This is a genomic window from Streptomyces sp. B5E4 (assembly GCF_039871555.1).
In the GTDB taxonomy this organism is placed as follows: Bacteria; Actinomycetota; Actinomycetes; order Streptomycetales; family Streptomycetaceae; genus Streptomyces.
Window position 1 is genome coordinate 66,300 of sequence record NZ_JBDPMI010000010.1, and the last position, 21,653, is coordinate 87,952.

The window sequence follows — 21,653 nt, forward strand, 5'->3', positions numbered from 1 at the left end:
CCGCTCACCCGGCCCCGTCCGGGGCCCCGTCTCCGGCACCGCCCCCGGCGCCGCCGTCCGGCGTCAGGCCGCTGCGGTACGGGGGCATGAAGCGCATCCGCGGCATCTGGTCGGCGAGCACGCCGCCGTCCACGACGATCCTGGCGCCGGTGATGTACGCGCCCGCGTCCGAGGCGAGCAGCAGCAGCGCGCCCACGCACTCCTCGGGCCGGGCGTAACGGCCGAGCGGGATCCGCTCGCGGTACGCGGCCTCGAACCCCTCGCGCTCCAGCGGGAATTCGCCGTCGATGGGCGTGTCGACCATGCCGGGCGCCAGGGTGTTGGCGGTGATGCCGTGCGGCGCCAGCTCCACCGCCAGGGTCTCGGTGAGCAGTTGGGCGGCGGCCTTGGCGGCGTTGTAGTGGGCCAGGCCCGCCTCGGCGACGAGCGCGTTCTTCGAGGTGACGGTGACGATCCGGCCGGGCACCAGGTCGGCGGCCATGTGCTCGGCGAGCCGCTGCGAGAGGAAGAAGACCGCGTCGGCGTTGACGCGCATGACGCGCGACCAGCTCTCCGGGGTGATCTCGTTGAAGCGCTCCAGGGCCGCGGTGCCCGCGTTGTTGACCAGGATGTGCACCGGCCCGGCAGCCGCACGGATCCGATCGGCGAGCCCGGCGAGCTCGCCGGTGAGCGCCAGGTCCTGCCCGTACGTCCACACCTTCCGGCCGTGGGCCCGCACCTCCGCCGCCGTGTCCACCAGCCCGGGGGCGTCCGGCAGATCGACGAGGACCAGATCGGCGCCCGCCTCGGCGAGCCCGGCGGCGAAGGCACGGCCGAGGCCCCGGGCGGCGCCGGTGACGACGGCGGTCCGCCCGGTGAGGTCGAACCGGCCGGCGGCCCGGTCCCCCGCGCCGGGCCGCCGCTTCCCCGCGCCGGTCACGACAGCCCCAGCAGGTCGAGGGCCGGCCGGTGGATCAGCTTCTCCACCTCGTCCCGGTCCAGCGGCGGCAGTCCCGGGATCCCCGGGATCCGGGCGATCTCGCGCAGCCCGGCGACCGAGGCGTCGACCGTGGTGAAGGGGTAGTCGCTGCCGAACAGCAGCTTGCGCCAGACGCCGTAGTCCTGCGCCAGGCGCAGGCTGTGCCAGAGCTGGAACGGCCGGTAGTGCAGGGCACTGACGTCGGCGTAGACGTGCGGGTGCTTGCGGATGACGGCCAGGCACTCGCCCTCGAAGGGATGGCCGAGGTGGGCGAGGACCATGCGCAGCTCGGGGTGGCGGATGGCGACGGCGTCCAGGTGCCGGGGCATCGCGTACTCCAGCGGGGCGGCGGAGACGAACGTGGTGCCGGTGTGCACCAGCAGCGGCAGCCCGTGGCGTTCGGCGTAGCCGAAGAGGTCGTCGTACGTCTCGTCGGCGGGGTCGAAGCCCGCGTACATCGGCATCAGTTTGATGCCGCGCAGTCCCAGCTCCTGGTGGCCGTGGCGCAGCTCGTCCCGCCAGCCGGGCTGGGTGGGGTCGAGGGAGAGGTAGCCGACGAGCCGGTCGGGGCGGGCCGCGGTGTACGCGGCCACCGCGGCGTCGTCGACCCACAGCCCGCTGCGCCGGGCCTTGCCCCCGACGACGATGGTGCGGGTGTCGTCGGGGGCGGCTGCCGCGTACTCCTCCCAGCGCACCGTGAGGTCCACCTCACCCGCGTGGGCGCGGGCGGCCTCGGTGCGGAAGGCGTCGTCGAAGTCCGCGCCGGGCCGGAAGAGATGGGAGTGGACGTCGGTGATCACGCCGGTGCGCTCCTGTTCCGCTTCTCCCAGCCGTCCTCGAACATGTTCCAGAAGCGGTGGGTGGGCGGGTGCTCGGCGAAGACCTCGTCGGCCAGCTCGACGCCGAGCCCCGGCGCCGTGGGCAGGCCGATGCGGCCGTCGGCGATGGGCAGCGTGCCGCGCAGGGCCTCGAAGACGTACGGCTCCAGCAGCCCGTCGAAGGTCTCCAGCACCTTGAGGTTGGGGATGCCGAGCGCCGCGTGTACGGAGACGGTGGTGCACAGCGGCGAGTTGGAGTTGTGCGGGGCGACGAGCATGCCGTGCGCGTCGGCGATGGCCGCGATCTTGCGTACCTCGGTGAGGCCGCCGGCCATGGACAGGTCGGGCTGGACGATGTCGACGGCGTGGGTGGCGAAGAGTTGCTTGTACTCGTAGCGGTCGTGGAAGTGCTCGCCGCCGGCGATGGGGAACGACGCACGCCGGCGCAGCTCGGCGTAGCGCTCGATGTGCGTCCAGGGCAGCGGCTCCTCCAGCCAGCCGATCCCGTACGGCTCCAGCTCGTGCAGCAGCCGCACCGCGGTGGGCATGGCGAAGCGGGCGTGGCCCTCGACGAACAGCTCGACGTCCGGGCCGATCGCCTCGCGGACGGCGGCGACGAGGCCGACGGAGCGGCGCAGTTCGGCGGGGCTCAGCTCGTGCAGCCCGGAGCCGAAGGGGTCGAACTTCAGCGCACCGTAACCCTTGGCGACGGTCGCGCGGGCCTTGGCGGCGAACACCTCGGGGTCGCGCTCGCCGTCGTACCAGCCGTTGGCGTAGACGGGGACGCTGTCGCGGCAGGCGCCGCCGGTGAGCCGGTAGGCGGGCACGCCGAGCGCCTTGCCCATGAGGTCGTAGAGCGCCTGGTCGAGGCCGGACAGGACGATGCCGCCGACGTCGCCGCCGCGCAGGAAGTCGCCCTGGTGCAGCCGGAGCCAGATCTCCTCGACGTCGAAGGGGTCGGCGCCGAGCAGATGGCGGCGGGACATGGCCTCGGCGAGGGCACAGACCTCGCGGCCGCGGTACGGGTGGGTGATCTCGCCGACGCCGGACAGGCCCTCGTCGGTGTGCACGCGGACGTAGCCGAAGTCGCGCCAGGCGGTGCCCAGCATCAGGGTCTCGACGCGGCTGATCCGGCCGGCGGGGCCGGTGGGCCGGGTGGTGTCGACGGTGAGCATCAGCGGCCCGCCCCGTCCGTCTCGGCGGCGGCCCGCGTGGCGCCGCCCATGGTGGAGGCGTACTCCAGGTCGCGGGCGCCGCCGTCGGCGAGCGCGGCGGCGACGGCGGCCTCGGTGGCCTCCAGCAGCCGGTCGACGTCGGCGTCGGTGTGCGCGTAGGAGAGGTGGCTGCGCTTGAGGTTCAGCGGCAGCTCGAAGATCCCGTGTGCCAGCAGCCGGCGGCGGTAGCCGACGAAGAGTCCGGCGTCGTTGGCGAGCAGGTCGGTGTACGTCCGCGGGGTGCTGCCTTCGCCACCGGCGGGGGCGCCGTCGTAGCCCGGCATGAAGTACGTGACGAAGACGGAGCCGTAGCCGGTGACGGCGGCGGGCACGCCGAGGCGCTCGTAGACGGTGCGCAGCCCGGTGCGTACCCGCTCGCCCAGCCGGAAGACGTGGTCGTGGACCGGCTCCTCGCGCAGCTTGCGCAGCGTGGCGAGCGCGGCGGCGACGACGGAGGGGTGCCCGTTGTACGTGCCGGCGAAGAAGGCGGGGGCGCCGGGGCGGGTGGAGAACAGCTCCATGAGGTCGGCCCGGCCGCCGATGGCGCCGGCGGGGGCGCCGTTGGCGATGGCCTTGCCGAGGGTGGTGAGGTCGGGGGTGACGCCGGAGATCTGCTGCCAGCCGCCGAGACTGTGGCGGACGCCGGTGATGACCTCGTCGAAGACGAGCACGCTGCCGGCCTTGGCGGTCTCCTCGCGCAGCGTGGTCAGGAACTCCTGGTGCGGCAGGAGCGCGCCGACGTTGTGCGGTACGGGCTCGACGATGACGGCGGCGATGTCGGCGCCGTGCTCGGCGAAGCAGCGGCGCACGGCCGCGCTGTCGTTGAACGGCAGCACCAGGGTGGCCTGGAGGACCTCGGGCAGGATGCCGGCGGAGATCGGGTCGTGGCCGCCGACGCGGTCGGGCGCGGAGATCACGTTGAGGCTGACCGAGTCGTGCCAGCCGTGGTAGCAGCCCTGGAACTTGACCACCAGCCGGCGGCCGGTGGCGGCCCGGGCGACGCGCAGGGCGTGGAACGTCGCCTCGCTGCCCGTGCTGGTGAGCAGCACCTTCTCCAGCGAGGGCACCAGCGCGCACAGCTCCTCGGCGAGCTGGATCTCGCCCTCGGTGACCCCGACGCCCATGTGGCCGAGCACGGCGCCGGCCTCGGCGGCGGCGCGGGCCACGTCGGGGTCGTTGTGGCCGAGCAGCGGCGGGCCGAAGGCCGCGTGGTAGTCGGTGAACTCGGCCCCGTCCGCGGTGCGGAAGCGGGCGCCGCCGGTGCCGGCGACGACGAGTCCGGGCAGGCCCGGGATGCTGCGCTGGCCGCTGTTCACCCCGCCGGGCACGACCCGCTGGGCGCGCTCGGCGAGGGCTGCTCCGGCTCCGGCGGTGGTGACGTCCGGGCCTGGGCTCATGGTGCGTGCTCCTTGCGTCGAGTGTCTCGGTTCCACGGGCCCTGCCCGGCCCGTGAACCCTGGCGCCATCCGCCCGGCAGTCGTCGCAGGAAGGTGTGAACGGTGAGTGGTGAGCGGCGAGTGGTGATTTTCCGAACGCCGTTCTGCCCTACCGAACAGAGCCAGACTCTACGGCCGAAAAAAGCGCCGGTCAACCCCTTGGCTCGACGAAACCCCGACCTCACCCCCTAAGCTGTTCGGTCATGACGAACAGAACGGATGCCGGCCAGCCGAAGTACTGGGTCAAGAGCGTCGGGCGGGCGGCCGAGATCCTGGAGGCCCTCGCGAGCCCGCCGCCCGGCGACGGGCTGAGCGTCACGGAGATCGCCCAGCGGTGCGGCGTCTCCAAGAGCACCGCGTTCGGCACCCTGCAGACGCTGCGCGCCTTCGGCCTGGTCTCGGACGACGGCGAGGGCATGAGCCGGCGCTACCGGCTCGGCATGGGCCTGGCCCGGCTCGGCGACCGCGCCAGGTCCCAGGTCTCCCTGCGCCGGCTGGCCCACCCGGTGCTGCGCGACCTCAGCACCCGTACCGGCATGGCCTCCCGCGTCGCCGTGCCCGAGGGCGGTCTCGCCGTCGTCGTGGACCAGGTCGAGATCGACCACCGCGTCCGGCTCGACCTGCGCATGGGCGAGCGCGAACTCCCCCACTGCACCGGCCTGGGCAAGGCCCTGCTGTCGGCGATGCCCGAGGCGGAGGCGGCGGCCGTGATCGAACGGCACGGCCTGCCGCGGCGCACCGGCAGGACGATCACCGACCCGGACACCTTCCTGGCCCATCTGCGCGATATCGGCCGCGTCGGCTACGCGCTCGACGACGAGGAGGACGCCGAGGGCATCATCTGCATCGGCGCGCCGGTACGGGACGACCGCGGCGCCTGCGCCGGGGCGGTCAGCATCACCGGCCTCAAGCTCGGCCTCCCGGCCTGGCGCTACCAGGAGTTGGGCGGCGAGGTACGGGACGCGGCCCACCGGATCAGCCGCGAGCTGGGCTGGCCGGGAGACGGCGGCGACGCCCCCGGCGCACCGGACGGCACGGCGCCCCGGACCGCCGTCCGCTAGCGCACCCGCCGCCTGTCCGGCGGTCGTCCCGCGAAAATCGGCCCTTGACCGATCGGCGGGGGCGGCCGTACCTTTCCAGCCAACCGCCGAGACCCCCGGTCACCGGCGCGACATGATCTGGACCCGTCCCCGGCGCCTGCCCTTCACGCCCGGGACCGGCCACCGGCACTCCGCCGGCGGCCCGCGGTCCGCAAGGCCATCCGCCGTCACGGCAGTCACCGCAGGAACGCCTCTCACGATCCGGACCTTCTCGGAAGGCGAAGTCCGACATGAGCGTTCCGCAGCACCCGAGCACCGCCCGCCGCAGCATGCTGCGCATCACCGGTCTGGCCGGCCTGGCCGCCGCCGGTGCCGCCGCGGCCTCCACCGGCACGGCCCAGGCCGCCGCCCCCGCGCGCGGCGGCACCGACGGCCGCCGCCAGGGCGGTGTCGCGGACTTCCGCGACTACGGCCACTCCGGCCCCGAGCGGCCGGCCGACGACGCACTGGACAAGATGCTCGCCGACAAGAGCATCCACCGCATCGAGGCCCACACCGACCTGCTCTTCACCCGCCGCCACACCACCGACCGCTCGGACATCGAGCTGGACTTCGGCGGCAACCGGATGCTCACCGAGGGCATCGAGGAGAACGCGCACGACAACCCCTTCGGCGCGGTGCTGTTCTTCCGCGGCAAGGTCACCGACACCGTCCACGAGCACAGCCTCGGCGCCGGTCTGCCCGAGCTGTCCGACGTGTACGAGGTCGGCGACTCCGGTGCGTTCGGCGTCGGCCAGTGGTGGGCGGTCGAGTCGGACGCAGCCGGGGCCGGGAAGTACGAGAAGGAGATCCAGCGGCTCGTCCAGGTCACCGGGATCGTCGACGGCACGCACATCCGCGTCGGCTACCAGACGGGCTGGCCGCTGGCCGCCGGGCGCACGCTGACCTGGACCCGGGTCGAGCCCGTCGAGCGGGCGCACGTGCGCAACGTCGTCTTCGAGGGTGCCGGCGACGACCAGTACACCGGCTCGCACCCGGTGGCGTACGAGTACGCCGTCGGCTGCGACGTCTCCGGCATCGAGGCGACCGGCACCTTCTGGCCCGTGATCATGCGCCGCTGGTGCACCCGGTTCCGTACCGAGAACTGCACCCTGGCCAACCCCAAGTCCGTCACCTACGGCGGCGCGGGCTACCTCACGCAGCAGATCTACTGCCTCTACGGGCACGTCACCGGCTGCCGCACCTCCAACGCCCGCCACCTCAACGACTTCACCGCCTCCGCCTACTGCTACGTCACCAACTGCCACGGCGACGGTGACGACCAGGGGCCGTTCGTCACCCACGGCCAGTTCGAGCACGACCTCGTCTACACCGGCAACTCGGGCCTGATGACGTTCGCCAACTCCGGTGCCGCCTGGGGCGGCGCGGCCAAGCGGATCACCGTCCGCCGGCACGTGTGCTCCTGGTTCGTCGCCCGCGTCAAGGTCACCGACCTGACGCTGGAGGACGTCACCGTCATCGGCAAGAAGTCCCTGGACGGCTCGGGGATGCTCTGGGTCAACGCCGACGGCGTGCAGATGCGCGGCTGTACGGCCAGCGGTCCGCTGATCGTCTCCCAGTCCTCCGACCGGTCGGCGCGGCCGAACGTCATCGCCGACTCGGCGTTCTCCTTCGCGCCCGGCGCGGAGATCACCGCGCCCGGGGTCACGTCGGCGCTGACGCTGGAGCGCGTCGTGCTCGACGGCGCCGAGGGCGCGGCGTTCCGCGGCACCGGGCCGCTGGTCCTGGACCATTGCCGGGTCACCGGCGCTCCCGGCGCCGACCCCGTGTCGTACGCGCACGCCGACGTCACCGTCGAGGGCGGGGTGTTCACCGACACCGGGATCAGGCTGACCGGCACGGGCGGGCAGCGGCTGCGCCTGGACGGCGCGCGACTGTCCGGCACCAACAAGGCGGGCGCGCTGCTCTCCCGCGGCGGCCAGGACCGTACCGTCACCTGGCAGTTGACCGGTGTCGACGCCACCGCCGCCGACGGCACCGCGCACCTCGCGCTCGACGGCGGCGTCAACCGCTACCGGGCGCAGGGCTGCACCTTCACCGGCGGGCGGCTGGAGCTGAAGCCCGCCGCCTTCGCGGACGACGACTCGCACCTGCTGCACGCCGGCTGCATCGAGGACGGCGTGACGCGGGCGGAGCTGCCCGAGGAGGGCGACCGCGTCGTCCACACCGCGGGCAACCTGCGGCTCTGATCCGTCCCCCGCACCCCCGACCGCCCGTACCCAGCACAGGAGTTCCCGTGTCCACGCATCCCCCGATCACCGCCAGGCCCGTCCGCGTCGCCGTCGCTGGCGCCGGGAACCGCGGGCGCACGTACGCCGACTGGGTACGGGCGCACCCGGAGCGGGCCGAGCTGGTCGCGGTCGCCGACCCGAGCCCGGCCGCACGGGCGGCGGTGGGCGCGCCCCTGGAGTTCGACGACTGGCAGGCGCTCGCCGCGGCCGGGGTGGCGGCCGACGCGGTCGTCGTCGCCACCCAGGACCGCGATCACGTCGACCCGGTGCTCGCCTTCGCCGAGGCCGGCTACGCCGTCCTGGCGGAGAAGCCGCTCGCGCCCACCGAGGAGGAGACCCGGCGCATCGTCGAGGGCGTCGAGCGGGCCGGCGTGCTCTTCGCGGTCTGCCACGTCATGCGCTACATGCCGTACACCGACCTGGTCAAGGAGGTCGTCGACTCGGGCGTGCTCGGCGAGCTGGTCTCGCTGGACCATCTGGAGCCGGTCGGCTGGTGGCACTACGCGCACAGCTACGTGCGCGGCCCGTGGCGCAACGAGGAGCTGTCCTCGCCCATGCTGCTGGCCAAGTCCTGCCACGACCTGGACTGGATCGCCTACGTCACCGGCGGCCGCATCGAGCAGGTCACCGGCTTCGGCGGGCTCAAGCACTTCCGCCCCGAGAACGCCCCGGCCGGCGCCGCGGAGCGCTGCACGGACTGCGACGTCGAGGCGGACTGCCCGTACAGCGCGCCGAAGCTCTACCTGCCGGTGCTGCGCGAGAAGGGCGCGGTCTGGCCCGTCACCCACGTCACCGACGCGACCGACGAGGCGGGACTGACCGAGGCGCTGCGCACCGGCCCGTACGGGGTGTGCGTCTACCGCGGGAACAACGACGTGGTGGACCACCAGGTCCTCGCCATGCGGCTGTCCGGCGGGGTCACCGCCACCTTCCAGATGGTCGCCTTCACCGAGCAGACCCACCGCCAGACCCGCATCTTCGGCTCCCACGGCTGGCTGCGCGGCGACGGCGAGAGCGTCACCGTGCAGGACTTCCGCACCGGCGAGACCACCGTGCGCACCGTCGACGCCGCCGGGTCCAACGCGGCCGACGGCCACGGCGGCGGTGACGCCGGGCTGATGGACGCCTTCGTACGGGCCGTCGCCACCGGCGAGTCGGGCGTGCTGCGCTCCGGCACCGCCGCGTCGCTCGGCAGCCACCTCGCCGCGTTCGCCGCGGAGCGCGCCCGGCACACCGGCACCGTCCAGGCGGTGCCGGCCCGCTGACATCCGCACCGCCCCCACGACCCTTTTGTCCCGCCCCATCCCCGGAGGAAGTGCCATGACCCTGATCCACCACCGGCGTTCACGGACCAGAGCCGTCGCCGTACCGCTGCTCGCCACCGCGCTGGCCGGCGTCGCGCTCGCCGGCTGCGGCGGCAGTGACGGCGCGGGCGGCGGGAAGGGCTCCGTCACCATGTGGACGTACCCCGTGATCTTCGACGAGGCGAAGAACGAGGCGTACTGGGACGGCATGGTCGAGAAGTTCGAGAAGCAGAACAAGGACATCTCGGTGAAGGTGGAGACCTACCCGTGGGCCGACCGCGACACCGCGCTCGGCACCGCCATCGCCTCCGGCAAGGGCCCGGACGTGGTCTACCTGGTGCCGGACCAGTTGCCGAAGTACGCGCCGAACATCGTGCCCGCCGCCGACTACATGCCGGCCGACGCCGAGTCCGACTACACCGACTTCGCGCTGAAGTCCGTGACCGTGGGCGAGGACGTGCTCGGCACCCCGATCCTCACCAGCGCCAACCCGCTGATATGCGACAAGCGCGTCTTCGAGGCGGTCGGCGAGGACTCCTACCCCGAGACCTGGGAAGACCTGAAGGCACTCGGGCCGAAGATGAAGGACGAGGGCTACTACGCCCTCAGCTACACCGGCGATACCGCGCAGACCCTGAACATGACGTTCTACCCGCTGCTGTGGCAGGCCGGCGGCGAGGTGTTCGCCGAGGACGGCGAGTCCGTGGCGTTCGACGACGCGGCGGGGGTCGAGGCGCTGACGTACCTGACGGAGTTCGTCGAGGAGGGCTGGACTCCCAAGGACCTCGTCACCACCACGCCGAACCTGGAGCAGACCCCCGTCGCCAAGGGCAAGGTCGCCTGTACGTGGACCAACGTCACGGCCGACGTCGAGCCGTTCTGGGGCCGCGAGAACATCGTCGTCCAGCCGCCGCTGACCGGCGAGAAGTCGGTGGGCTACGGCACGGTCGGCGCGCTGTCGATGCTGAAGGGCGCCGACACCGAGGCCGCCGGCAAGTGGATCAACTTCGTCGCCCAGCCGGAGAACGCCGCGGACCTGGAGAAGGGCGCCGGCTACTTCCCGGCCCGTACCTCGGCCGACGACCTCTACCCGGACGACGAGCTGCAGCAGGCCGTCGCCGACACGCTGCCCGCGATGGACGCGGGCCCGCTGGAGGAGAAGGCGCGCGAGGTGATGGGCGTGCTCGCGCCCGAGCTGCAGGCCGCGCTGCTGGGCAAGAAGAGCCCCGAGGACGCGCTGAAGGCGGCGGCCGAGGCGGCCGACGCGCAGATCGCGCGCTGACCCCGGGGGCCCCGGCCCTCCTTCCCTGACCGTAACCCGCGGCCGGCCCGGACCACCGACTGCTCCGGGCCGGCCGCGGGCCCCACGGACCGCGCGCCCGGCCGGCGGCGCCGAACCCCTGCCGCCGGCCGGGCCGCGCATCCACCCGCACCACCCCCGTACCGCAAGGAGACCCACCGTGGCAGTCGTCGCGGAACCCACCCGGAACAGGCGAAAGCGCCGCAGCGGGCCGCACGCGCGCCGCGAGGCCCGGATCGGCCTGCTGTTCGTCCTGCCCTGCTTCCTGCTCTTCCTCGCCTTCCGGTTCGGCCCCGCGGTCGCCGGGGTGCTGATGAGCTTCACCGACTACACCCTCACCGGGGGCGGCAGCTTCATCGGCGCCGACAACTTCACCCGGCTGAAGGACGACCCGCTGTTCTGGGACGCGCTGCAGGTCACCGTGATCTACACGGTGCTGGCCGTGCCCGGCACCATCGCGGTCTCGGTGGGGCTCGCGCTGCTCACCCGGCGGGCGTTCCGCGGCTCGAAGGTCTTCCGTTCGGTGTTCTTCCTGCCGGTCGTCACCTCGCTGGTGCTGGCCGCCACCGTCTTCGTGTGGATCTTCTCCACCGGCGGCCCCTGGTCGACGGCGATGGGCTGGACCGGGCTGCCGGAGGAGTCGTGGCTCTCGCACGACACGCTGGTGGTGCCCGCGCTGGCGCTGGTGGGCATCTGGTCGCGGTTCGGCTACGGGATGCTCATCCTGCTGGCCCGGATGCAGGACATCCCGCGCGAGCTGGAGGAGGCCGCGCTCACCGACGGGGCCGGGCCGTGGCAGCGGTTCCGGTACATCGTGCTGCCGCAGTTGCGGCCGGCGCTGTTCTTCCTCGCGGTGATCGAGACGACGGCCTCGTTCCAGGTCTTCGACGCGGTCTACACGATGACCGGCGGCGGCCCCGCCAACTCCAGCTACACGCTGGTCTTCCAGCTCTACGACGCCGGCTTCAAGTACTTCGACCTGGGCTACGCGGCGGCGATCGGCGTGGCGCTCTTCGCGCTGACGCTGGTGGTCGCGCTGATCCAGCGGCTGACGATCGGGAAGGACGACTGACCATGACCTCGGCCCCCGCGAAGACCCCCCGCAAGGAGATACCGGCCGGCCCGGCCACGGCGCCCGGCCCCGGCACGGGCCGCGGGCCCAAACTCGCCTCCCGGCGCGCCGGGCGGCGGCTGCGGCGCGCCGCGAACCGCGACTCCGTACCGCACGCGATGCGCGGCAGCACCGGCGGCCGGATCCTCCGCGGCCTGCTGCTGGTCCTGGCCGCCGTCGTCACCGTCTTCCCGTTCTACGCCATGGTGGTGCTGTCGCTGAAGCCCGCCGCGGCGGTGGAGTTCCCCGGCAGCCTGGTGCCGTGGCCGCTGGGCGGCGAGGCGTACGAGAGCGTCATGAACTCCCAGGACGTGCCGCGCTGGCTCCTCAACACGCTGCTGTACTCGCTGGTGTCGGTGGTGGGCGTGCTGCTGCTGTCGTCGCTGGCGGGCTACGCCTTCGCCAAGAAGCGCTTCCCCGGGCGGGAGGCGATGTTCTGGTCGTTCCTGTCGATGGTGATGGTCCCGTACCACGTCACGATGATCCCGACGTTCGCGATGATCGCGAAGCTCGGCGGCGTGGACACGTACTGGGGCCTGATCGTGCCGACGCTCGCCAACGCCCAGGCGGTCTTCCTCATGCGGCAGTTCATCCAGGGGCTGCCGGACGAGCTGTTCGAGGCGGCGCGCCTGGACGGCTGCAGCGAGCTGCAGATCTTCGGCCGCATCGTGCTGCCGCTGCTCAAACCCATCCTGGCCACGCTCGGCGTCTTCGTCTTCCTGTGGCACTGGAACGACTTCCTGTGGCCGCTGGTCATCGGGCAGTCCACCGACATGCGCACGCTCACCGTCGGGATCGCGTCCCTGCAGCAGCAGAACGTGCCGCTGAACGTCGTGCTGTCCGGCTCCGTCATCGCGTTCGTGCCCATCTTCGCCGCGTATCTGGTGGGCCAGCGCTACTTCACCGAGGGCGTCACGGCGTCCGGGATCAAGGGGTGAGAACCCATCGTGTTCGCTGACGAGACGGCGCTCGAAGAGCGCCTGGCCACCCCCTCTGCGGGGCTGACCGAGGACATGGCCCGGCTGGAGGGCGACCTGCTGGTGCTCGGCGCCGGCGGCAAGATGGGCCCGAGCCTGTGCCGGCTGGCGCGGCGCGCGCTGGATGCCGCGGGCCGTACGGACGTGGCGGTGCACGCGGTGTCGCGCTGGTCGGACCCGGCCGCGGCCGAGCGGCTCGAGGCCGCGGGGGTGCGCACGGTGGCCGCGGACCTGATGGACCCCGACGCCGATCTGGCGGCGCTGCCGGACGCGGGGAACGTGGTGTTCATGGTCGGCGCCAAGTTCGGCTCCGCCGGGGCGCCTTCGTACGCCTGGGCGGTGAACGCGGGGCTGCCGGAGCGCGTCGCCCGCCGCTGGGCGGACGCGCGCGTGGCGGCGTTCTCCACCGGCAACGTCTATCCGCTGGTGTCCCCGGGCACGGGCGGCTCGGTCGAGTCGGACCCGGTCGGGCCGCTGGGCGAGTACGCCATGTCGTGCCTGGGCCGCGAACGGCTCTTCGCGCACGCCGCGCTCACCCGCGGCACGAAGGTCGCGCTGCTGCGCCTCAACTACGCGGTGGACCTGCGCTACGGCGTCCTCGCCGACATCGCCCAGCGGGTGCACGCCGGCGTGCCCGTGGACGTCACCACCGGGCACGTCAACGTCGTCTGGCAGGGGTACGCCAACGAAGTCGCCCTGCGCGCCCTGCTGCACGCCCGCGACGGGGAGCCGTTCACCCTCAACATCACCGGCCCCGAGACCGCCGCCGTGCGCCGGCTGGCGCACCGGTTCGGCGCGGAGTTCGGCACCGAACCGGCCTTCGAGGGAACCGAGGCCCCCACGACCCTCCTCTCCGACGCCGCGGCCTGCCACGCTCTCTTCGGCTACCCGGACGTGCCGCTGCGCACCCTCGTCGGCTGGCAGGCCGACTGGCTGCGCCGCGGGCTCCCGCTGTCGGGCAAGCCCACCAAGTTCCAGGTACGCGACGGAAGGTTCTGAGCCGCCCCATGCCCACCGACCGCCCCACCCCGCTGGACGTCCTCGCCGACGGCGCCGTCATCCCCGCCCACCCCCTCGCCCTGACCGCGGACCGGCGCCTGGACGAGCGCCGCCAGCGCGCCCTGACCCGCTACTACCTCGACGCCGGCGCCGGCGGCATCGCCGTCGCCGTGCACACCACCCAGTTCGCCATCCGCGAGCCGCAGGTCGGCCTGCTGCAACCGGTGCTCGAACTCGCCGCGGAGACGGCGGCGGAGAGCGCCGCCGCCTCCGGCCGGCCGGCGGTGAAGATAGCCGGCGCCTGCGGCTGTAGCCGCAGGCCGTCGCCGAGGCCGAGCTGGCCGCTTCCCTCGGCTACGACGCCGTGCTGCTCAGCCCCGCCGTCCCGGGCGCCAACGAGGAAGGCCTGCTGGAACGGGCCCGCGCCGTGGGCGAGGTGCTGCCGGTCATCGGCTTCTACCTGCAAGAGGCGGTCGGCGGGCGGTACTTGTCCCCGGCGTTCTGGGCGGCTCTCGCCGACCAGCCCTCGACGGCCGCCATCAAGATCGCGCCGTTCGACCGCTACCGCACGGCGGACGTCGTGCGCGCGGTCGCCGCCGCCGGCCGCGGCCCGGAGGTCGCCCTCTACACCGGCAACGACGACGACATCGTCGGCGACCTCCTCACCCCGTACGACACGGCCGGGGGCCGTCGCTGGTTCGCGGGCGGGCTCCTCGGGCAGTGGGCGGTGTGGACCCGGCCGGCCGCCGGGCTGCTGGCGGACGTGCGCCGGGCCCGCGCCGGTGACCACGAGGCGCTGCTGCGGTGCCTGGCGCGCCGGCCGCAGCTCACCGACGCCAACAGCGCGGTCTTCGACGTACGGGGCGGGTTCCGCGGCTGCATCGCCGGGGTGCACGAGGTGCTGCGGCGGCAGGGGCTGCTCGCGGGCACCTGGTGCCTCGACCCCGACGAGGCGCTGTCGCCGGGTCAGGCCGACGAGCTGACCCGCGTCGCCGCCGCGTATCCGTGGCTGACCGACGACGACTTCGTGAAGGAGCACCTGGATGACTGGCTCCGCTGACCGCGGCGCCGCCCGGGACCGGGTGGTGGTGTGCGTACCGCCGGAGCTGCGCGCGCAGTTCTTCACCGACGCGGTGTGGCGGCGGCTCGGGGACGCCGCGGAGCTGACGGTGCTCGACGAGCACCGCGACCGGGCGGCGCTGGCCGCCGCCCTGCCCGGGGCCCGGGCGCTGGTCACCGCGTGGGGTGCGCCGCAGGTGGACGCCGGGCTGCTCGCGGTGGCCGACCGCCTCGAACTCCTCGCGCACACCGGCTCCGCCGTCGCCCCGTACGTCACGGAGGACGCCTTCCGCCGCGGCGTACGGGTCACGCAGGCCGGCGACGCGATGGCCCGGCCGGTCGCCGAGGTCGCGCTGGCCTTCACCCTCGCGCTGCTGCACCGGATCCACCGCTTCGACCACGCGATGCGCCGCGGCGCCGACTGGGCGAGCGCCGGGCAGGCGCCGCCGCGGCACGAGCTGGGCGCGAGCACGGTGGGCGTCATCGGCGCCTCCCGCACGGGCCGCGCGTATATCGAGCTGGTCCGCGCCTTCGGCGCCCGGGTGACGGTGACGGACCCCTTCCTGTCCGAGGCGGACGCGGCGGAGCTGGGCGTACGGATCCTGCCGCTGGACGAACTGCTGCGCACCAGCCGCATCGTGGCGGTGCACGCCCCGGCCACCGAGGCGACCCGGCGGATGCTGGGCGCCCCGCAGCTCGCGCTGCTGCCGGACGGGGCGGGTCTGGTGAACACCGCGCGCTCGTGGCTGGTGGACGAGGGCGCGCTGCTGGCGGAGCTGCGCGGCGGCCGTATCGACGCGGCCCTCGACGTCTTCGACGCCGAGCCGCTGCCCGCGGGCCACCCCTTCCGGCGGTTGCCGAACGTGCTGCTGACCCCGCATCAGGCGGCGGGCACGGCGGAGTGCCGCGAGCGGCTGGGCGAGTCCGCGGTCACCGAGGTGCTGCGGCTGCTGGCGGGCGAGGAGCCGCTGCACCCGGTGGACGCCACGGCGCTGACGCGTCTCTTTTGATCCACCGGTCCCGCGGGCCCCGTAATCGGTTGGCCGCACTCCGTCCGCGGGTGGCAGGATCCGGCCATGGAACCGCAGGTGACCCCCGCGGAGCCGGACCTCCCCTGGCTCGGCCCGCCGCTCGACGCCCGTCCGCTGTTCGCCCCCGAGCAGCGCGCGCTGATGGCCGCGCTGCACGCGCTGCGGCCGGACGACTGGCGGCGCGAGGCGGTGCCCGACTGGACGGTCCACGACGTGGCCGCGCACCTGCTCGGCGACTTCTACGGCCGCCTCGCCCGCGAGCGCGACGGGCACACCGGCGGCCCGGCGCCCGCGCCCGGCGAGCCGCTTGCGGCGTTCATCCACCGCATCAACCAGGAGTGGGTCGACGCCCACGCCCGCGTCAGCGCCGCGTCCCTGACGGGCGCGCTCGACGCGGCCGGTGCCGGGGTCGCCGCTCACTTCGCGGGCGACGCGCTTCGCGGCCCGTCGCTGGGCGTGTCGTGGGCGGGCGCCGAGCCGGCGCCGCGCTGGCTGGACGTGGCGCGGGACTTCACCGAGTTCTGGACGCACCGGCAGCAGATCCGGCACGCCGCCGGCCTGCCCACCGACCCGGAGGCAGGCCCGCTGGCCGCGGTGCTCGACACCTTTCTGCGGGCCCTGCCGCACACCCTGCGCGACACCGCCGCGCCGCCCGGCACCCGGGTCGGGGTGGCGGTGACAGGACCGGCCGGCGGCACCTGGACGGCGACGGCCGCCGGGCCCGTCCCGGAGGGCGGCACCCGCTGGTCGCTGGCCGCGCCGCCCGGGGACGGCGAGCCGGACGCGCTGGTGCGGCTGGACGCGGAGACCGCCTGGCGGCTGTGCGTACGGGGCGTGGAGCCGGCGACGGCCCTCGCCCGCGCCGAGGTCGACGGTGACCGGACCCTCGCCGAGGCCGCCTGCCGCATCGTGTCGATCATCCGCTGACCGACGGCGCAGGAGACGTGACGCAGGGTCCGGAAAAATGCCACCGGGACCCGTTTTCTCATCGAATGTTCACCTGATTCCCAGTCGTTTCCGTATCCGGGTCGCCTAGCCTCCGGCAGCGTGTCGAGAAACCTCCCCACGCTGCGCTCCGCGGCGGTCGCCGCGGGCACGCTCGCCGTGATCGCCGTCACCGCGTCGTCCTCCGCTCCCCAGGCGGAGGACGCGGCGAAGGACGCGGGCGCACCCCGCACGCTCTACGTGCAGTACGCCCCCGCGGCCGGGAAGGCCCCGGCGCCGTCCGCGGACAAGGCCGTGACGAAGGCGCTGAAGGGGCTGCCGAAGCCGGCGGGGGCGTACGACCTGGCCGTGGCGGACCTCGACTCCGGCGCCACGGCCACGTACGCCTCGGGCAGGGGCTCGTTCGACACCGCCAGCATCGTCAAGGTCGACATCCTCGCCGCCCTGCTGCTCCAGGCCCAGGACGACGGCACCGAGCTGACCGCCGGCCAGGAGAAGCTGGCCGCGAAGATGATACGCAGCAGCGACAACGACGCCACCGACGCGCTCTGGTCGGACATCGGCGGCGGCTCGGGCCTCGCGGACGCCAACCGCCGCCTCGGCCTGACCGAGACCGAGGCCGGCGACGGGGGCACCTGGGGACTGACGCAGACCACCGCGTCCGATCAGCTCGCGCTGCTCGAAGCGGTGTACGGCGACGGCGGCTCGCCGCTCAGCGGCGACTCGCGCCGCTACGTCGAGAAGCTGATGGCCTCGGTGGTCGACGACCAGCGCTGGGGCGTGTCCGCGGCGGCGGACGACGCCGGCGAGGCGGCACTGAAGAACGGCTGGCTGCCGCGCTCGGCGACCGGGCTGTGGGACATCAACAGCATCGGCCGCGTCGAGCACCGCGGCCACACCCTGCTCGTCGCCGTCCTCTCCGACGGCCACGCCTCCCACAAGGCGGGGATCGACGCGGTGGAGACCTACACGACGACGGCGGCGAACGCGCTGCGTGACTGACCGGGCGCCGCACGCGTCCCCGGATCCACCGGGCCGGGCCCGGCGCGGGCCGTATGCCCGACTTGCCGGGGGACGTGCAGCTGTGCTTGCGGATGAAAGTGCATCTGTACTTGCATCCGGAGGTCCATATCACTCACCATTGAACAACCAGCACGTTCCAAGGCGACATCATCGATCGGGGAATCGGCATGGCGGCAGCTTTCGGGGAGCGGGCCGAGGCATCGGCGTTCGCTGCCCGCGCCCTCGATGCCCACCCGCGGTCGATAGCCGAAGCCCGGCGCACGGTCCGCACGACGCTGCGTGACTGGGATCTCGCCGAGCTGACCGACAGCGTGGAGTGCGTCGTCTCCGAGCTGGTGACCAACGCCGTACGCCACGGCGTCCCCGGGTGCCCCCCGCTGCCGGTCGCCGAGCCACAGCCGGTGACGCTCACCCTCGTCCGCCGCGGCGGCGAGGTCGTCTGCGCGGTCTTCGACCCGGGCGAGGGCGTGCCGGCGCCCCAGGAAGCCGACGAGGTCGCCGAGTCCGGACGCGGCCTGCAGATAGTGGCGACGCTCAGCGACGCGTGGGGCTGGAGTGCCCCGGGGCCGTTCGGCAAGGCCGTGTGGTCCCGGTTCACCGCGCCCGCCGGGACCGGCGGCCCGGCGGACGTGGACGCCGACGGGGACGGGGACCGGGACCGCGAGTGGCAGTCCTTCGCCCGCTGCCTGGCTCTGCTGGAGTCGCTCGTGCCCGGGCGCACCGTCCCCGCCCCGGCCGTCGCCTGACTCCCTCCGGCACGACGTCGACGCGCCCCGCGGAACCTCCCGGCGGGTCCGCGCGTTCCCCCGCAGTGGCGCTGGGCCACCGGGACGAGGAGGCGGCGATGGCGGAACTGCGGCTCGGGCCGCTGCTGCGGTACGCCGACGACACCCGCGCCACCGTCTGGGTGGAGACCGGCGGCCCGTGCGAGGCACAGGTCCGCTGCGCGGACGGCGCCGGCGGCAGCGCCCGCACCTGGCAGGTCGGCGGCCACCACTACGCGCTGATCCCGGTGACCGGCCTGACGCCGGGCGCCCCCACTGCGTACCGCGTGCTCCTCGACGGCCACGAGGTCTGGCCGCTGCCCGGCGCCCCCGCGAGCACCATCCGCACCCCGCGCCCCGGCGCCGCGCTGCGCGTGGCGTTCGGCTCCTGCCGCTGGGCCGCCAAGCCGGGCGGGGGCCACGACCCCGTCGGGCCCGACGCCCTCGACACCCTCTCCCGCCGGCTGGAGACCGACCCCGACGCCGAGCGCCCCGACATCCTGCTCCTCCTCGGCGACCAGGTGTACGCGGACGAGACCTCCGCCGCCACCCGCGACTATCTCGCCGGGCGCCGCGACCTCGACGTGCCGCCGGGCGACCAGATCGCGGACTACGAGGAGTACACCCACCTCTATGACGAGTCCTGGCTCGACCCCGAGGTGCGCCGGCTGCTGGCCTCGGTGCCCTCCTGCATGATCTTCGACGACCACGACGTGATCGACGACTGGAACACCTCCGCCTCCTGGCTGGAGTCGATCCGCGCCGAGCCCTGGTGGCGCGAGCGGATCCTCGGCGGGCTGATGTCGTACTGGGTCTACCAGCACCTCGGCAACCTCTCCCCCGACGAGCTGGCGACCGACCCGCTCTACGCGGCCGTGCGCGAGGCCGGCGACGGCACGGAGCTGCTGCGGGAGTTCGCCGAGCACGCCGACGCCGACCCGGCCGCGGTCCGCTGGAGCTACCGCCGCGACCTCGGGCGCACCCGGCTGCTGATGGTCGACTCGCGCGCCGCGCGGGTGCTGGAGGAGAAGAGCCGCGCGCTGGTCGACCCGGACGAGATGGACTGGGTGCGCCGGCAGGCGCTGGCCGACCCGGGCGCGTACGACCACCTCCTGATCGGCACGTCGCTGCCGTGGCTGCTGCCGCCCGCGGTGCACGACGCCGAGGGGTGGAACGCGGCGCTGTGCGCCGGTGAGCGGGGCGCGCGCTGGGCGCGGCTGGGCGAGAAGCTGCGGCGGCGGGCGGATCTGGAGCACTGGGCGGCGTTCCCGCGGTCCTTCGCCGAACTGACGGACCTCATCGACGAGGTCGGCCGCGCCGACCGGGCGCCCGCCTCGGTGCTGGTGCTCTCCGGCGACGTCCACCACGCCTACGTGGCCGAGCCGCGGTGGCCCGAGGCGACCGGCCCCGGCGGTCCGCGGCCGGTGGTCGCGCAGCTCACCTGCTCGCCGATGCACAACAGCGTCCCCGCCCCGATAAGGGCCGGCTTCCGCTTCGGCTGGAGCCGCGCCGGCCGGCTGCTCGGCCGGATCCTCGCCCGGCACGGCCGGCTGGCCGCCCCGCCGATCGGCTGGCGCAAGACCGGCGGCCCGTGGTTCGGCAACCAGTTGATGACGCTGACCCTCGGCGGCCGTGACACCGCCCGGCTGCGTCTGGAGCAGGCCCGCCGGCAGGACGGCGGCCACACCCGGCTCGTCCGGGCGGACGAGCGGGAACTGCTGTAACTGCCCCCGTACGGGCGGCAGTAGGCCCGTTCCGGCGGATTCGCGTGCCGACCCGCGCATCGGGCTGCGCAAGCCGTTCCCAGCCCGGGTGAACTTCGCTATCTTTCGGGGCCCGTAATCCAACTGTGCACGTCTACCTCATCCTTGTCGCCGAAATACGGAACAGAACACCATGTCACGTGCTATATCACTGGACGGCGTCACCAAGGTCTACGAGCGCGGCATCCTGGCCGTCGACCACTTCTCGCTCGACATCGAGCCCGGCGAGTTCGTCGTCCTGCTCGGCCCCTCCGGATGCGGCAAGTCCACCGTGCTGCGCATGATCGCCGGGCTGGAGCCGGTCACCGAGGGGCAGTTGCTGCTCGACGGCGAGGACGCCGCGGAACTGGCGCCCGGGCAGCGCGGCATGGCGATGGTGTTCCAGAACTTCGCCCTCTACCCGCGGATGACCAACCGCGACAACATCGGCTTCCCGCTGAAGCTGGAGGCCCGCGGCGACGTCGGCCCGCGGGTGGACGCCACCGCCCGGCTGCTGGGCATCGAGGACCTGCTCGACCGCTACCCCGCGCAGCTCTCCGGCGGCGAGCGGCAGCGCGTCGCGATCGGCCGGGCGATCTCGCGGGAGCCCACCGCGTTCCTCATGGACGAGCCGCTGTCCAACATCGACGCCAAGCTGCGCAACCACCTGCGCGCGGAAGTCGCCCGGCTCAACCGCGAACTGGCGGTCACCACGGTCTACGTGACGCACGATCAGGCGGAGGCGATGTCGCTCGGCGACCGGATCGCCGTGATGCGCGACGGCGTGCTGCAGCAGGTGGGGTCGCCGCGGGAGGCGTACGCACGGCCGAAGAACATCTTCGTCGCCGCGTTCATCGGCACCCCGCGGATCAACCTCCTCGAAGCCGTCGTGCACGCCCCGCTGCCCGGCCGCATGACCATCGACCTCGGCCGGCAGAGCCTCGTGCTGCCAGAACCGCTCTCCCCCGACCACCAGATGCTCCGCATCCAGCAGGGCCGGCCGGTCATCGTCGGCCTGCGGTCCGAGGCCGTGCGCATCGCGCGGCCGTCGCTGGCGCGCATCGGCGAGTGCGCGATGAGCGGCATCGTGGAGCACGTGGAGTACCTGGGCCACGAGGCCCTGCTGCACCTGAACACCGGCTCGCGCGCGGCCCTCGTACCGGCGCTGGAGGGACCCCGCACGGACACCGCGCCCGGCGGGGGGCACCGCAGGAACAAGGAGGGCACCGTCCTCGGGCGGCTGCGCGACAAGGCGGTGGCCCACCTGCACGGTCTCGGCCGGGACGACCCGGGCGAGGGGGCGGTCGGGGTGCTGGCGGAGCCCCCGATGCCGGCCGCGCCGCCGCAGAGCGCCGAGCGCGCCGCGATCGCCGGGGGCGACCTCGTCGTACGGACCGGACCCGACGTCCAGGTCCGGCCCGGCACGCACGTGCCGCTGCTCATCGACCTGGAACACCTGTACGTCTTCGACCAGCAGGGCCGCCGCGTCTGCCCCGCGCCCGCGCACCAGCCCCGGCTGGACGAGTGACGCCGCCCGCGGGGCGCTCCTCACCGGCCCGCCGGAGCACGGCCGGCACGGGGCGGCGACCGCTCTCCGGCCACTCGGGTGAGCATGGAGCAAATCACCCCATTGCCGCTTTT

Annotated in this window: 17 protein-coding genes and 1 pseudogene; 14 read left to right on the forward strand and 4 right to left on the reverse strand. The window is 73.9% G+C overall.

Annotated elements, in window-relative coordinates; all coding sequences use genetic code 11:
• Nucleotides 1-4 precede the first annotated feature (4 nt).
• Genes ABGA99_RS15755 through ABGA99_RS15770 form a run of 4 tightly spaced genes read right to left on the reverse strand, consistent with a single transcriptional unit; the run spans nt 5 to nt 4,387 of the window.
• Nucleotides 5-919, reverse strand: a complete 915-nt coding sequence (locus ABGA99_RS15755) for an SDR family oxidoreductase (RefSeq protein ID WP_347579818.1) — start codon at nt 917-919, stop codon at nt 5-7.
• A complete protein-coding gene (locus tag ABGA99_RS15760) occupies nt 916-1,758 on the reverse strand; it encodes an amidohydrolase family protein (RefSeq protein ID WP_347579819.1) in 843 nt (280 codons plus the stop codon). The genes ABGA99_RS15755 and ABGA99_RS15760 overlap by 4 nt, the downstream gene beginning before the upstream one ends.
• Nucleotides 1,755-2,951, reverse strand: coding sequence for a mandelate racemase/muconate lactonizing enzyme family protein (locus ABGA99_RS15765; RefSeq protein WP_347579820.1), 1,197 nt, complete (start codon nt 2,949-2,951; stop codon nt 1,755-1,757). Before ABGA99_RS15765 ends, ABGA99_RS15760 begins: the two co-directional genes overlap by 4 nt.
• A complete protein-coding gene (locus ABGA99_RS15770; protein ID WP_347579821.1) occupies nt 2,951-4,387 on the reverse strand; it encodes an aspartate aminotransferase family protein in 1,437 nt (478 codons plus the stop codon). Before ABGA99_RS15770 ends, ABGA99_RS15765 begins: the two co-directional genes overlap by 1 nt.
• 242 nt (nt 4,388-4,629) lie before the next feature.
• On the opposite strand from ABGA99_RS15770, the gene ABGA99_RS15775 reads away from it, so the two are divergent.
• The 14 genes and pseudogenes from ABGA99_RS15775 to ABGA99_RS15840 all read left to right on the forward strand — a co-directional run bounded on the left by ABGA99_RS15775 (nt 4,630) and on the right by ABGA99_RS15840 (nt 21,540).
• Nucleotides 4,630-5,487 (forward strand): IclR family transcriptional regulator, encoded by an 858-nt coding sequence (locus ABGA99_RS15775; RefSeq protein ID WP_347579822.1) that lies wholly within the window; start codon nt 4,630-4,632, stop codon nt 5,485-5,487.
• A 308-nt stretch (nt 5,488-5,795) separates the two neighbouring features.
• On the forward strand, nt 5,796-7,715 hold the full coding sequence (locus tag ABGA99_RS15780; RefSeq protein WP_347579906.1) for a peptidase C14: 1,920 nt from the start codon (nt 5,796-5,798) through the stop codon (nt 7,713-7,715).
• Nucleotides 7,716-7,762: 47 nt separating this feature from the next.
• The gene (locus ABGA99_RS15785; RefSeq protein ID WP_347582854.1) at nt 7,763-9,022 is read left to right on the forward strand and encodes a Gfo/Idh/MocA family oxidoreductase; all 1,260 of its coding nucleotides are present in this window, start codon (nt 7,763-7,765) and stop codon (nt 9,020-9,022) included.
• Nucleotides 9,023-9,077: 55 nt separating this feature from the next.
• Nucleotides 9,078-10,343: an extracellular solute-binding protein gene (locus tag ABGA99_RS15790; protein ID WP_347579824.1), complete on the forward strand. Its 1,266-nt coding sequence runs from the start codon at nt 9,078-9,080 to the stop codon at nt 10,341-10,343.
• A 178-nt stretch (nt 10,344-10,521) separates the two neighbouring features.
• Nucleotides 10,522-11,433, forward strand: coding sequence for a sugar ABC transporter permease (locus tag ABGA99_RS15795; RefSeq protein ID WP_347582855.1), 912 nt, complete (start codon nt 10,522-10,524; stop codon nt 11,431-11,433).
• Nucleotides 11,434-11,435: 2 nt separating this feature from the next.
• Complete coding sequence (locus tag ABGA99_RS15800) at nt 11,436-12,410, forward strand: carbohydrate ABC transporter permease (RefSeq protein WP_347582856.1); 975 nt, start codon at nt 11,436-11,438, stop codon at nt 12,408-12,410.
• A 9-nt stretch (nt 12,411-12,419) separates the two neighbouring features.
• Nucleotides 12,420-13,448, forward strand: a complete 1,029-nt coding sequence (locus tag ABGA99_RS15805) for an NAD(P)-dependent oxidoreductase (RefSeq protein ID WP_347582857.1) — start codon at nt 12,420-12,422, stop codon at nt 13,446-13,448.
• 8 nt (nt 13,449-13,456) lie between these two features.
• Nucleotides 13,457-14,508 (forward strand): annotated as a pseudogene (locus ABGA99_RS15810) (dihydrodipicolinate synthase family protein).
• Complete coding sequence (locus tag ABGA99_RS15815) at nt 14,492-15,517, forward strand: hydroxyacid dehydrogenase (protein ID WP_347579829.1); 1,026 nt, start codon at nt 14,492-14,494, stop codon at nt 15,515-15,517. Before ABGA99_RS15810 ends, ABGA99_RS15815 begins: the two are co-directional and overlap by 17 nt.
• A 66-nt stretch (nt 15,518-15,583) precedes the next feature.
• The gene (locus ABGA99_RS15820; RefSeq protein ID WP_347582858.1) at nt 15,584-16,465 is read left to right on the forward strand and encodes a maleylpyruvate isomerase family mycothiol-dependent enzyme; all 882 of its coding nucleotides are present in this window, start codon (nt 15,584-15,586) and stop codon (nt 16,463-16,465) included.
• A gap of 120 nt (nt 16,466-16,585) precedes the next feature.
• A complete protein-coding gene (locus ABGA99_RS15825) occupies nt 16,586-17,485 on the forward strand; it encodes a serine hydrolase (protein WP_347582859.1) in 900 nt (299 codons plus the stop codon).
• A 188-nt stretch (nt 17,486-17,673) separates the two neighbouring features.
• Nucleotides 17,674-18,252 (forward strand): ATP-binding protein, encoded by a 579-nt coding sequence (locus ABGA99_RS15830; protein ID WP_347582860.1) that lies wholly within the window; start codon nt 17,674-17,676, stop codon nt 18,250-18,252.
• A 98-nt stretch (nt 18,253-18,350) separates the two neighbouring features.
• Nucleotides 18,351-19,994 carry an alkaline phosphatase D family protein gene (locus ABGA99_RS15835; protein WP_347579833.1) on the forward strand — a complete coding sequence of 548 codons (1,644 nt, stop codon included), beginning with the start codon at nt 18,351-18,353 and terminating at the stop codon, nt 19,992-19,994.
• A 172-nt stretch (nt 19,995-20,166) separates the two neighbouring features.
• On the forward strand, nt 20,167-21,540 hold the full coding sequence (locus tag ABGA99_RS15840; RefSeq protein ID WP_347579834.1) for an ABC transporter ATP-binding protein: 1,374 nt from the start codon (nt 20,167-20,169) through the stop codon (nt 21,538-21,540).
• Nucleotides 21,541-21,653: the final 113 nt, after the last annotated feature.